The organism is Mesorhizobium sp. M1342 (assembly GCF_040317955.1).
Taxonomy (GTDB): Bacteria; Pseudomonadota; Alphaproteobacteria; order Rhizobiales; family Rhizobiaceae; genus Mesorhizobium.
The window spans coordinates 152,735-164,407 of the sequence record NZ_JAMYLI010000002.1; the positions used below are offsets into that span (position 1 = coordinate 152,735).

Annotated in this window: 14 protein-coding genes; 2 read left to right on the top strand and 12 right to left on the bottom strand. The window is 61.5% G+C overall.

Features of this window, described 5'->3' with window-relative positions; genetic code table 11:
- Positions 1–11 precede the first annotated feature (11 nt).
- Positions 12–575: a sigma-70 family RNA polymerase sigma factor gene (locus tag NKH06_RS02395; RefSeq protein ID WP_127292180.1), complete on the top strand. Its 564-nt coding sequence runs from the start codon at positions 12–14 to the stop codon at positions 573–575.
- On the opposite strand, the gene NKH06_RS02400 is transcribed toward NKH06_RS02395, so the two are convergent.
- From NKH06_RS02400 to NKH06_RS02450, 11 genes are all read right to left on the bottom strand, one after another.
- Positions 576–752 (bottom strand): hypothetical protein, encoded by a 177-nt coding sequence (locus tag NKH06_RS02400; RefSeq protein WP_127292183.1) that lies wholly within the window; start codon positions 750–752, stop codon positions 576–578. It lies immediately after the preceding gene.
- A gap of 162 nt (positions 753–914) precedes the next feature.
- Positions 915–1,067 (bottom strand): hypothetical protein, encoded by a 153-nt coding sequence (locus NKH06_RS02405; RefSeq protein ID WP_352551592.1) that lies wholly within the window; start codon positions 1,065–1,067, stop codon positions 915–917.
- A gap of 146 nt (positions 1,068–1,213) precedes the next feature.
- Positions 1,214–2,128: a class I SAM-dependent methyltransferase gene (locus NKH06_RS02410; protein WP_352721182.1), complete on the bottom strand. Its 915-nt coding sequence runs from the start codon at positions 2,126–2,128 to the stop codon at positions 1,214–1,216.
- A gap of 3 nt (positions 2,129–2,131) precedes the next feature.
- Positions 2,132–3,118, bottom strand: a complete 987-nt coding sequence (locus NKH06_RS02415) for a GNAT family N-acetyltransferase (protein WP_352892105.1) — start codon at positions 3,116–3,118, stop codon at positions 2,132–2,134.
- Complete coding sequence (locus tag NKH06_RS02420; protein ID WP_352892108.1) at positions 3,115–4,245, bottom strand: glycosyltransferase; 1,131 nt, start codon at positions 4,243–4,245, stop codon at positions 3,115–3,117. Before NKH06_RS02420 ends, NKH06_RS02415 begins: the two co-directional genes overlap by 4 nt.
- Positions 4,246–4,269: 24 nt before the next feature.
- Positions 4,270–5,202 carry a glycoside hydrolase 5 family protein gene (locus tag NKH06_RS02425; protein WP_023809485.1) on the bottom strand — a complete coding sequence of 311 codons (933 nt, stop codon included), beginning with the start codon at positions 5,200–5,202 and terminating at the stop codon, positions 4,270–4,272.
- Positions 5,195–5,956 carry a TIGR04290 family methyltransferase gene (locus tag NKH06_RS02430; RefSeq protein WP_013533206.1) on the bottom strand — a complete coding sequence of 254 codons (762 nt, stop codon included), beginning with the start codon at positions 5,954–5,956 and terminating at the stop codon, positions 5,195–5,197. Before NKH06_RS02430 ends, NKH06_RS02425 begins: the two co-directional genes overlap by 8 nt.
- Before the next feature lie 2 nt (positions 5,957–5,958).
- Complete coding sequence (locus NKH06_RS02435) at positions 5,959–6,762, bottom strand: sugar phosphate nucleotidyltransferase (protein WP_023809483.1); 804 nt, start codon at positions 6,760–6,762, stop codon at positions 5,959–5,961.
- On the bottom strand, positions 6,762–7,862 hold the full coding sequence (locus tag NKH06_RS02440; protein ID WP_352551585.1) for a CgeB family protein: 1,101 nt from the start codon (positions 7,860–7,862) through the stop codon (positions 6,762–6,764). The genes NKH06_RS02435 and NKH06_RS02440 overlap by 1 nt, the downstream gene beginning before the upstream one ends.
- A 14-nt stretch (positions 7,863–7,876) precedes the next feature.
- Positions 7,877–8,473, bottom strand: a complete 597-nt coding sequence (locus NKH06_RS02445; protein WP_352892109.1) for a histidine phosphatase family protein — start codon at positions 8,471–8,473, stop codon at positions 7,877–7,879.
- Positions 8,470–9,573 (bottom strand): inositol-3-phosphate synthase, encoded by a 1,104-nt coding sequence (locus NKH06_RS02450; RefSeq protein WP_128303885.1) that lies wholly within the window; start codon positions 9,571–9,573, stop codon positions 8,470–8,472. Before NKH06_RS02450 ends, NKH06_RS02445 begins: the two co-directional genes overlap by 4 nt.
- Positions 9,574–9,728: 155 nt before the next feature.
- On the opposite strand from NKH06_RS02450, the gene NKH06_RS02455 reads away from it, so the two are divergent.
- Positions 9,729–11,471: a hypothetical protein gene (locus NKH06_RS02455; protein ID WP_352892110.1), complete on the top strand. Its 1,743-nt coding sequence runs from the start codon at positions 9,729–9,731 to the stop codon at positions 11,469–11,471.
- 9 nt (positions 11,472–11,480) lie between these two features.
- Here NKH06_RS02455 and NKH06_RS02460 read toward each other — a convergent pair whose 3' ends face one another.
- Positions 11,481–11,666 (bottom strand): hypothetical protein, encoded by a 186-nt coding sequence (locus NKH06_RS02460; RefSeq protein WP_352441956.1) that lies wholly within the window; start codon positions 11,664–11,666, stop codon positions 11,481–11,483.
- Between the last annotated feature and the right edge of the window lie 7 nt (positions 11,667–11,673).

Below are 11,673 nucleotides of genomic sequence, written 5' to 3' on the forward strand. Positions count from 1 at the left end.
GAGGCTGCCTTTTGGCCGACCAGGAAACCAATGAAGTTTCCATCGTTGACCTGATACCTGCCCTGCGGGCATTCGCGCGCACCTTCTGCCGCGTCCCTGACGACGCCGACGATCTCGTGCAGGAGACACTGACCAAGGGTCTCGCCAACATCGACAAGTTCGAACCCGGTACGCGCATGAAGTCGTGGCTCTTCACCATCATGCGCAACACTTATTACACCCGGGTCAAGATCGCTGCCCGGGAGGCGCCAGGACTGCTCGATTGCGCGTCTTCGAGACCGATTTCGGAAGCCACCCAGGAATGGACCGTTCAGAGCAGGGAAGTTCACGGCGCCATTCAAAGGCTGCCTGAACACCAACGCGAAGTCCTGATGCTGATCGGCGTTTTGGGAGTGAGCTACGAGGAAACCGCCGACATATGCGGTTGCGCGGTCGGGACGGTCAAAAGCCGCCTGAACCGTGCGCGCGCCAACATCCTTGAATTCCTTGGAGAGAGTTCGCTGGAGACATTGATGGAGAGAAGAAACCAGCTTTCGGATGGTCAGCTTGATGTCGAGGTCGACGGCCGCAGATAGTCAGTTCTTCACGTCGCGTCGACGTTTCTCGACGAGCGCGTTTTGCAATTCGATCGCCAGCTTGGTCAGGCGGTCTGGAATTTTTTCCTGCTCTATGGCGGCCAGCAGGGAAGCAATCTCCTGATCCACAGCCATCTCGACATGCGGATCCGCGGTATCGTCGCTCGAACGAGACATCACATTCTCTTGATAGCGGTCCCTTGATCCTAGTGTGGTGGCAAGCGCCTTGCATTACAAGGCGGTGTCCACCGCCAAGAAGCTCACCAGCGGCCCCTTGCACAAGTTTATTTCCTTGCAGCTCCTTCGTCGCCGCGGGCCATGGACGCGCTGCGGTGGCGTTCAGTCCTCAGGCAATCGGTCAGCGGCGTCACCCGGATATTGATCGGACTTGATCCGATTGCCGTCCTGCCCGCGCTCCTGGCCATGCTGCTTCTTGTCGCGATTCGACAAGACCGCGGTTTCTTCGATCTCGTCCTTCTCCGGGGAGGTCACCGCGCCGGCGCCGGCACTCTTGCCCGGCTGCTGCGGCCGAAATGTTTTTTACCGCCGGATGCCATGATATCCTCCTTCGAATCGGGGACACTCGTCGGTGCCCGTTGTTCGACGTCCGAACTGGCATCGGGCTGTAATGTTCCGCTTCACCCAGCGAGCAGAAAGGCGTCGCCATCCCACGACCGAAACGGCTTCTCGCCGTCGATGAGGACCCGCAATTGATGAGTTTGCGCCAGACGGCCGATATCATCGCGGTCTGAGAGAAGTGATCCGCGATAGGAATAGTTCAGCAAGGCGAGCCAGCCCGGCCGTTTCAGAACGCGCGCAATTTCGTCGAAATGCCGATCAGCCATGCCGGCCAGAACCAGATAGGGAAAGCTGTCCACCGCCAGCACGCAATCGAAACTGGCATCGGCGAATTCGGACAGATCGAGACCGGAGGTTTGTCGCAACTCGACATTGCCGAGTGCGGCGCATTGCTCGGAGGCGATGGAGATCATCCGCGGCGATATGTCGATGCCGACCATCCGCTTGAAGGATTTGCACAGCGCACGCTCGAAACGGCCGATGCCGCAACCGATGTCGAGGATGCTCCGTTCCCTTCCGGTGAATTCTCGCGCTTCCAGCCATGCAACGATTTCGTTGGTCGTGGCTGTGAGCCTTGCCTCATCGCCGAGGGATGCCAGTTGGACACTCGCGGCTCCCGAAATCGCTGCCGCGGCATCGAAGCTGGAGGCCAGCCGCCTGACGACAGCGACATTCGTCTCATCCTCATTGCGCTCATGCCGAACGGCGCCACCCGCTGCCTGCAACATGGCGAAGACGTCTGGCTTGCAGCGCAGCAGTCCGGCGACCTTTCGCAGCCTTGCTGCGTCGCCGGCATCCGCCGGCTGGACCTTCAGCACGACCTCCGCCAATTCCGCCGCTCCAATTGTGGGCGGCAGGTGGAGCGCCAGTCTGACGAGAACGCCTTCGGCGCAAATGCCATCGGCCACGCAGTCTTCAACCGCCAGCCCGACCGATGTCAGGCGCCGGGCGGCTTTCGGTGCGGTTACACTCATGCATCAACTCCGCGTCCAGACCCTGCGCATCGTCCACCTGTCGACGGCACCCCAGCCATATTTATAGGCCTCCTGGCCGCGCAGGAAATCGAACTCGCGCGCATCTTCGCGGATCGCTTCCGCGATTGCGTGGCCAATCAGGATCGCGCCTGGGCTCTCCTCGGCATAAGCAGGGTCGAAGCCACCGAGGTAAGCATAGGCACGGCCGCAGTGGTGAAATCCGTAATAGGCGCCGACGGTCCCGCCATCGATCGCGAACAGCCAGCATCGCACCAGACCGTGAGCATCGAGCACGGGAAGTGAGAGCCGATGGAATTGCTCGACGGCGGCGTTGGCCAACACACCGCCTCCTTGTTCGGCCCAGCGCATATTGTGCAGGCGGATCAACTGATCGAGGAAGGTTTGCGGACTGCCGCTCGCCGACGACATCGCGATCCGGCCGCATCTTGATGCGGCTTGACGCGCCCGACACAACTGGCGTCTGCGTCTTGCGGGGACGCAGCCTGCAAGCGTTTCGTCGCCGGCGAGGGCGAGCACGGGGCAGGCGGCATGAGCGGTCGGCCAATCCATCTCGGGATGCGTCATCGCAAGGGCGACGCTGTCCTGCGGCAAGTCCGACAAGATCCATTGCACCCACCCGATCGAGAGGATCGACTCGGCGACAATGGCGACGACCTCGGCTTCGATCCCAGGGACAGCCAGAATGTCCAGGTAGTCGCTGAGCGAAATGCCGACCGGAAGCAGCTTCGAACCGGCGGTCCCATGCTCGAGATAGAGCGGCGCCAGCCCGACCAGATCGCCGCCGCGCCATACCGCGACCGTCGCCAGTTCACCGGGTGCGAATGCGTGCCACCACGGCACCAGCCAGGCGGGAGATTGAAACGGCGTCGCCGAGGGACTCTGCTGCCACAGTTTCCACCAGTGCGGCGTCAAGGCGTCGAATTGTGCGAGGTCACCGATGATTTCGCTGCGCAGCACAGCTTTACTCACGGCACCGCGGCGAAGCGCCGGCGACCACTGCCAAGCTGTGCCAGCGCCTGATAGGCGTCCATGTAAGACGAGATCATCCGTTCCAGCGAAAACCGCCGTCGCGCTTCGGCCCTGCATGTCTCGGCATCCAAGCTGGACGCCGCAAGAATGGCTTGGGCCATCTCATCGACCGTGTCGACGAGAAAGCCCGTCCTGCCGTGCTCTATGACATCGGGAAGCGCACCATTTGGAAAGGCGACCACCGGGGTACCGCAGGCGAGGGCCTCCATGGCCACAAGCGAGCTGGTCTCGGCTGCGAGGCTCGGAATGACCAGACAGCGCGCTGCGTTGAGAATGCGTCGCTTGGCGGTGAAGCCGAGCGGGCCAAGGAAGCGGCGGCGGCCATCGAGGCGAGATTGGACCTCATCGCGAAAGTACCGCGTATGCGTTTCATAGGGATAGACCTTGCCGCCGATGACCAGCGGCACATCTGCCTGTTTGGCTGCGTCGAGCGCCAGGTGGACGCCCTTTTCCGGGCAAACCCGGCTTAGAACAAGGGCAAAGTCGCGCTTCGGCTGCAGCAGGGTCAGTGCTTCGATGTCAACGCCGTTTGGAATCGGCGCCGACAGCCTGGCGCCTGATGGCGCGGTTTTCTGCTGGTTGGGCGAGACCGCATGGAGCCAGAGGTCACCGCGCGTCGGGCGCAATGCCGCGGCCGGATACCAATCCAATGGCAGGTGGAGGGTCACCAACGTCGGACCATCGTCGGGCAGATAAGCGTCGAAATCAATGCCGTGCAGATGAACCACGTCGATGGGCCATCGGGCGCGGGCAGCCGCGATCGCGTCGCGATGGGCCTGTTGCGCGCGGCTCTTCGCCGCCTCGTCGAGTACGCCGTTTTCGGCCGGTATTTCCACAAGCGTGCCGCTCGTTCTGGAGCCTCGGCAGCCAATGACGATAGATCGATGACCGGCCTGAACCAGTGCCCGATCGAGCATCGACAGAACCTGTTCGGCACCGCCGACAGCGTCGGGGCCGACGGGTGCGAGAGGGTAGGCGACATTGAGGACGGTGAGCGTCGCGGCCGGTCGCGTCTCGTTGCCCTGCGCCGCATCTCCACCTGTCAACGGCGTCGCGGAGCCCGGCATCTGATGCATGGGCACCATGACATTTCACGCGGCCGAGGCCCGCTGCGTGGGGAGCGAGGCGGATGTCATGCCAGGCGCATAGCGGCGGATCATGGTTGAACAGAATTCCGCGAACTCCTCCGGCACCAGGGGGGGGCTGGTGTGGTGGGGCATCATTCCGCGGTGCTGAGGTGTGAAGCAGAAGGTGACCGTCACATCGAAATCGGCGAGTGCTTCCATCTGCCGGTCGAACCAGTCCAGCGCATTCGGCCGAAAGCTGTCCGCCCAGGAAAGCCCGGTACGCATATTGGTGACACCCAGCCGCTTCATCCAGGCGACGGCATCGTCCAGCCGCGGGTCTTCGAAATGAAACCACTGCACCAGGCCCATTGCAGGTGCATGGCGCAGGAATTCCTCCAGCGCGGGCTTTGGCGTGCCGTCCTGGCGCAGCAGCCCCATATGGAAATGCCGGTAATAAGACGAGCCCTCGGCTTCGCGGTGCCGCGTCGTTGCTTCCCATTCACGCGGAAGATCATAGAGGCTGTACCACTGGATGCGTGGCGCATTGCCGAGCAGCAATTCAGCTGTGCGCTTGAGCCCCCAGACTTGGATTTCCTCGGCGCCGAAGGTCGATACGCCGACTTCGCTGACCCAGATGGGAAGGTCGGTGACGGTCGCGATCTCGCCGATCTTCTGCGGCCATTCCTGGATCTGCCACAGATTCCAGTCGAGGGGAAAGCCGTGCACAGCGACGGCATCTACATGATCCAGCACGCCGAATTCCTTCATGCGGGTGATGAACCCCGGATCTATCGGCGAGATGCCGCCGAGCACTTTGGTCAAAGCCGGGTTTTCAGATGCGATTGCGTCCGCCGACAGGATCGCCATCCTGGCAAAGCGGCTCCAATCAGGGTCGAGTTCCGGGTCCCAATGCGATTTGTTGTTGGGCTCGTTCCAGATCATCGCGGCTTCAATCATGGCGCTGTCCTTTCGAGGGGTAGACGGGACCGCCACTGGCCGGGTCGCCGGCGGCGCGGCAGAAATAGACCTCCTGCTCCGGATGCAGGACGATTTCAAATCCGGCGCTGCGCAGCATCGCTTCGGTGCAGGCGCGGTTGGGAATCCACCAGTTGGTCGGGTCGTCGGCATAGCGGTGCTCGATGAAATGGAGCTTGGGAAATTCCGGCCGGTCGAACAGGTCATGCGTCCAGAAATGATAGTTCTCTTCCATCTCGGGCAGATCTGTGCTGCCGCGCTGCATGGACTGGAAGATCATCAGGTCACCGGCGACATGCTCACGGATAAGGTCGAGCGCGAGCAAGGGGTGGCGCAAGTGATAAAGCACCCCCATGAACAGCACGATATCGAATGTTTCGCGCAGGGCGCCGACGTCGTAGACCGAAAGTTTCTGGAATTCGATTTCGCAATTGGCGATCTCGGCGGCAAAGCGGGCCTGCGCCAGATAGGCCTCATCGAAATCGATGCCGAGGACACGGGCAGCACCTCGCCGTTTCATCTCGATGGAATAGAAACCGGCATTGCAGCCGATATCCAACACCGTCTTGCCTGTCAGATCCGCGGGAATGGCCTCGGCGAATTTGCGCCATTTGATCAGCGGATAATTGCCGAGAAAATGGTTGGGAGCGGTTTCGACACCCGCCAGTTCCATGTTGTGGAACCATGGGCCGAGAGCATCGATACGGCGGCGGATTTCGGCATGGGAATGCAGCATGATCAGGCTCCTTCGCCGGGAACGACAGGCACATGCGAACGGGCACCTGGCATAATCGTGGCGGTTTGGTGATGGACGGGTGCGGCGCCGTCCTCGAGCAGCCGCAGAGCCGTGCGATAGCCATTGAACGTGCCGACATCGACATAGGCGGACCCAGCCTTGACGCCGGAGGCTTGACCTCCGGCCGCAAGGTAGGCGTTGACCAACGTGCCGATATATTCGTCACGGCATTCCCGCTCGCGCCAGAGTGCCGCAAGCTGATGCAGAATCTGGCCCGGCATCTTGAACGCACCCCAAACCCAGTTCGTGCCGGCATCCTGTTGCTTGACCTGGATTTCGATCACGCGCTCGTGGTCATCGACAATGACGGCGTCGAAGAATTCCGGACGATCCACCGGGAAGAGCAGAAATGAAAGCTGATCGTCAGGCAAATGACAGAAGCCATCCTCGGGAAACCAGATCGTGTCGGGAAGGCCGACCAGGACGACCTCATTGGGCGCGACGAGAGGAGCTGCCCGAAAAATCGCATCGCAAAGCCCAACCGGATTGGGCTGCACCACGAAGAGAGCCGCGGCGTCACCATAGCCGGCGGCGTAATATTCGAGGATGTCGGATTTGCCCGATCCAATGATGAAGCAGATCTTGTCGACGCCGGCGCGCACCATCCGCCGCACCAGATACTCGCTCACGGCGCAGGGACGCTCGGTCTGCCCATCGATCCGACTGCCGACCGGCAGCAGCTCTTTGGAGAAGCCGAGCGGCTGAATGCGGCTGCCGCGCCCGGCAGCGGGCACGATGCCCAACATCAGACTGCTTCCATCATCGGTTCGCCGGGAGATCTTTGAAAGGCGTCGTTTAGAATGTGGTCCAGCTCCGCCGCGCGCCGGGCAGAGGTGTGTTCGTCGAGAACCCGTTCGCGCGCTCGGGTTTTGATGGCATCGAGTTCTCCTGCGGGTAAGGCGAGCGCCGCGACGACGTCATCGGTGTCGTGGGCCAGCAGGATCTCGCTGCCGGGTTCGAAGAAGCTGCTTAGGCCCGGCCAGGTGTCGGTTATGATCGGCACTCCACATGCCGCAGCTTCAAACAACCGACCTGAAGGGCACCAGCCCTTTTGCGCCATCGCCTCGCGGGTGACATTCAGCGTCAGACGAGAGGATGAGAAAAACGCCGGATGATCGGCCGGCGGAAGGTGCCTGACGAAGAAGATGTTGTCGCTCCACGGGAATTCCTGCGGGTATTGTGCGCCGCCGATGACGAAGCGCTGGTCCGGCAAGCGCGCAGCTGGGCGAACCAGCAGATTTTCGACTGCTGCCTGGCGATCTGGCGCATAGGTTCCGAGATAGGACAAATCGGCCCTGAAATCGGCTCGCGGCGCTGCCGGCCGGTGTTGGTCGGGATCGACATGCCCATAGAGCGGCACCACGTGGTGCGCACCCAGCACCGACTTCAGCGCGTCGATCGCCGGGCCGCCTGTGTAACTCAGGACGAGATCGAAATCCGCAAGACCCTCGGGGCCGAAATAGGGTGGACGCTCACCTTGTTCGATGCGGGCAAGCGTGACCGGAGTGTCCAGATCGTAGAAGACACGCACTCCGCGGCCTGCCTGCTGCGCCAGCCGCGAGGCGTCCACCGCGTCGGGACAATAAGAGGTGACGATCACGACATCCGATCGTTTGATCGTTTGCTCCGCGACCCGGCGGATGTCCTCCCAGTCCGGGTAGAGCACGACGTTGCCGCCGTCCAGATGATCGAGATCGCGCGTTCCGGCATAGTAGGGTGTGTCGCGTTCGAAGAAGGTAATGGACCAGCCGCGCCGGGCGAGGGCTCTGATCAGTCCCCTCCATAAAGTGGCATGGCCGTTACCCCATGAAGACGTGACGGTAAGACCGAAAATGACCATCTGCATCCGGCAAATCCTCGTCAGGCAACTTCGTTCAATCGGATCAGCTTCGCCCCCCAGTCCCCCGACACGATCGTCGTGATCGAGGCGGGATCGATGTCGAAGCGAAAGCAGTCACCGGCCGGCAAGCCAAGGACGGTGCAGACGGCGACCTTGATCACATCGGCATGGCTGACCAGGGCGACGCATTGGTTCTGATGCCGCTCGCGGACCGCGGCCATCAGCGACACAATGCGTTGCTGGACATCCTGCATGGTCTCGCCACTCGGTGTCCTTGCCTCCTGCCGCTGGTCATTCCACGCTCGCCAACTGGCGTCGCCATTCAGCTCATCGAAAGTCTTTCCCGACCAGTCGCCGAAGTCGATCTCGTCGAGTTCGGCGCAGATCGCGATGTCCCCGACACCGCAGGCTAGCGCGATTGGCAGCGCCGTCTCTCGCGTACGCTCACGCGGGCTGCACAGGATCGCGACGATAGGCTCCCGGGCCATGCGGCCGCCAAGCTGCGCTGCCTGTGCCTTGCCGGCATCGCCGAGGCGAACGCCGTCCATCCGGCCTGCAAGATAAGAGCCGACATTGTCGTGTGCCGCATGGCGGATCAGAAAGAAGGTCGTCGTCATTCTGCGGCATCGAGCAAAGGCTCGTCCTTGCCAGCGATGAACGCAAGCGTGCGCTGCCGCGCTTCGGCGTCGGTGAACTGTTCGGGAGGCGACTTCATGAAATAACTGCAGGGACCGGTCAGGGCACCGGCTATGCCGCGATCGAGCGCCAGCTTGGCGCAGCGTAACGCATCGATCACCACGCCGGCTGAATTTGGAGAATCCCAGACTTCCAGCTTGAGTTCGGCATTGAGCGGCACGCCGCCGAAAGTCGTGCCTTCCACCCTTATATAGGCCCATTTGCGATCGGTGAGCCAAGGCACATGGTCGCTCGGGCCGACATGGATATTGCCCGGCTCCAGGGGAACATCGAACTGGCTGGCCACGGACTGTGTCTTCGAGATTTTCTTCGATTCCAGCCGCTCGCGTTCCAGCATGTTGAGAAAATCGGTGTTGCCGCCGAAATTCAGCTGATAGGTGCGGTCGATGCGCACGCCGCGTTCGCGAAAGAGATTGGCCAGCAACCGGTGCACGATGGTCGCGCCGACCTGGCTCTTGATATCGTCGCCGACCAGCGGCAGTCCTCGCTGCTCAAAGCGCCGGCGCCATTCCGGACGTGAGGCGATGAAAACGGGTATGCAATTGACGAAGGCGCAGCCGGCCTCGAGTGCGCATTCGGCATAGAAGCAGGTCGCCTCCTCGGAACCCACCGGCAGGTAGGAAACCAGCACGTCAGCGTTGCTGTCGCGCAGGATCTCGCTGACATTGGCAACCGGCTCCGGAGCTTCTTCAATCTCGTCACGCAAATATTTGCCGATCCCGTCCAGCGTCGGTCCGCGCTCGACGCGAACGCCGGTTGTCAACGCGTCGGCAAAGCGGAACGTGTTGTTGGGGGCGGCGTAGATCGCTTCCGCGACGTCGAGGCCAACTTTGCTCCTGGCGACATCGAATGCGCAGACAATCTCGATGTCGTCGACATGGTAGCCGCCGAGGTCGGCATGCATCAGCCCAGGGATTGGTTCGTTGCTTTTCGCGTGACGGTAAAAGGAGAGGCCCTGCACGAGGGAGGATGCGCAGTTGCCGACACCAACGATACCAACACGAACCTTTTTCGATCCCACGAACCGCCACCCTATGTTGTTCAAAGGTAAGTTCCTGGCGCCGAACCATCAGCGTGCCGGAATGTTCCTCCGCCCATCGAAAAATTGCGCGAGACAGCATGGATCGAAGCTGCATTCGATGCGTTGCCGCACGGCAAGCATTGGAAAACCGATCGATGATCGTCTACGGCGACCACAAGCAGACGCAGAACGCACAACAGCTTCGCGAAGCAGCAAGCGAAATGGCCGAAAGCCTGGATCGGATGTCTCATGGCATCCAACGCCATGCTGCATTGGTCGGACTGTTCATCAGCGTGTCGGAGCTGGTTCAGGCGCTTGCCGATGTCGATTTCGAAACTAGCGGCATCGACATCTTTTCGCCACGACAACAGCAAGGCGCCAGGTTGCTGGTCGGACTTGCGGCAGAGGTGGCGAAGTCGTGGCGAAGCGGTTTTGACGCCGGCGGTGGCATCGACCCGGGACTTTTCAAACTGCTGGCCGGGCTCGACTGCCAGGCCGAGGTTCTGACCGGCTCTGCCGAGGGTTATGCGCATTATGCGCTTTATCCCGAAAGCTATTTGGACGCGGCGCAGAAGTCGGGTCTCGATGCGAACACATGCGTGATCGGCGTCCGCAGCATTGGCCTCGGGCTGGCAGCTATGGTGGCGGCCTCGATTGGTGCGCCGGCACCATTCAGCGTTCGCCCGATCGGCCATCCCTTCCGCAGGCATATCAACGCCGATCCGCGGTCGATCGCCACTTGGATGAACAATCCATCGGCGCGTTTCGCCGTTGTCGACGAGGGTCCTGGCCTGTCCGGCAGTTCGATGCATGCCGTTATCGTGTGGCTGCGTGAACTGGGTATCCATACGGACCGCATTCACCTGTTTCCCAGCCATTCAGGCGGCCCGGGCATCGAAGCGTCGCGGGAGGCTCGGGAGACATGGTCGCGCTGTCCGAAGCATGTGGCGACGGCGTTTGAATGCACCTTCTCCGAAAGCTCGAAAATTCCCACGTTGCGCGACTGGGTGGCCGAGGCGGTCGGCAGGCCGGAATTAAGCCTGACCGAGCTATCTGGCGGCGAGTGGCGGGCCGCCCACTACGCCGATGAAGGGCGCTGGCCGCCGAGCCCACGCGGTAACGAGCGGCGCAAATTCCTGGCGTCCGCCGGGCGTGACCGCTGGCTCGTCAAATTTGCCGGCCTCGGCGAAACCGGACTGCGCAAGAAACGAGCCGCGGGGATGTTGTATGAAGCCGGGTTCGGATCGCAAGTTGTCGCGCTTTGCCATGGCTTTCTGGTTGAACGGTGGATTGACGGCACCACGATGGATCAGGCGCCGCTGCCCAGGGAAAGACGGATCGCGGAGTTCACAAATTACCTGGCCTGGCGTGCGGTCAATCTTCGAACTTGCGAACCGGGTGCATCATTGCTTGCACTCGCGGAGATGGCTGTTTCCAATGCGTCGGAAGCCGTGGGCGAAAAACGCGCGGCGACGTTGCGCGGTTGGCTCTCGAAAAAAACTCCCGCGCATGTGCTTCAGCGGGTTGAAATCGACGGCAAGCTCCAACCGTGGGAATTTCTCGTTCGTGCCGACGGCAGGGTGCTCAAGACAGATGCTGTCGACCATTGCCGGGCACACAATTTGATCGGCTGCCAGCCGATTGAGTGGGACATTGCCGGCGCCCGTGTCGAGTACGGGCTATCCGACAGCGATGTGAGGACCCTGGTCCAAGGAATGAAGCTTGCCATCGACAACGGCCACATCGGCTTTTTCGAACCGTGCTATTTGGCATTCCAGCTCGGGCTCTGGAGCACGGCTGCGCAATCCGAAAATGGCCGGGAAAAAGCAAGGCTGGCCGCGACGGCAGACCGATATAGGATGCGACTGATACGGTTCCTGGACGAATGCCGGCCATGATCGTTCCGATCAGTCCAGCTTTCGCAACATGTCCGCTTCCTGCTCGAGAATAGTGGCCACTTCCTCCCGCTGGAGATGCGTCATCATCAGGCTGACGCAGCACTCGAGATAGGTGATCGAGGCGCGCCGCAGATAGGCAGCCGTCTCACGTTCGGCCATCTGGTCGATCTCTCTCGCGGGTCGCTTGGGTCGCATGAGGATG

Excerpts from the sequence above, each read along its gene's own strand:
- NKH06_RS02445 (WP_352892109.1), bottom strand. The coding sequence starts at position 8,473 with ATGACGACGACCTTCTTTCTGATCCGCCATGCGGCACACGACAATGTC.
- NKH06_RS02410 (WP_352721182.1), bottom strand. The coding sequence starts at position 2,128 with ATGAGTGTAACCGCACCGAAAGCCGCCCGGCGCCTGACATCGGTCGGG.
- NKH06_RS02435 (WP_023809483.1), bottom strand. The coding sequence starts at position 6,762 with ATGTTGGGCATCGTGCCCGCTGCCGGGCGCGGCAGCCGCATTCAGCCG.
- NKH06_RS02460 (WP_352441956.1), bottom strand. The coding sequence starts at position 11,666 with ATGCGACCCAAGCGACCCGCGAGAGAGATCGACCAGATGGCCGAACGT.
- NKH06_RS02455 (WP_352892110.1), top strand. The coding sequence starts at position 9,729 with ATGATCGTCTACGGCGACCACAAGCAGACGCAGAACGCACAACAGCTT.
- NKH06_RS02400 (WP_127292183.1), bottom strand. The coding sequence starts at position 752 with ATGTCTCGTTCGAGCGACGATACCGCGGATCCGCATGTCGAGATGGCT.
- NKH06_RS02440 (WP_352551585.1), bottom strand. The coding sequence starts at position 7,862 with ATGCAGATGGTCATTTTCGGTCTTACCGTCACGTCTTCATGGGGTAAC.
- NKH06_RS02420 (WP_352892108.1), bottom strand. The coding sequence starts at position 4,245 with ATGCCGGGCTCCGCGACGCCGTTGACAGGTGGAGATGCGGCGCAGGGC.
- NKH06_RS02425 (WP_023809485.1), bottom strand. The coding sequence starts at position 5,202 with ATGATTGAAGCCGCGATGATCTGGAACGAGCCCAACAACAAATCGCAT.
- NKH06_RS02430 (WP_013533206.1), bottom strand. The coding sequence starts at position 5,956 with ATGCTGCATTCCCATGCCGAAATCCGCCGCCGTATCGATGCTCTCGGC.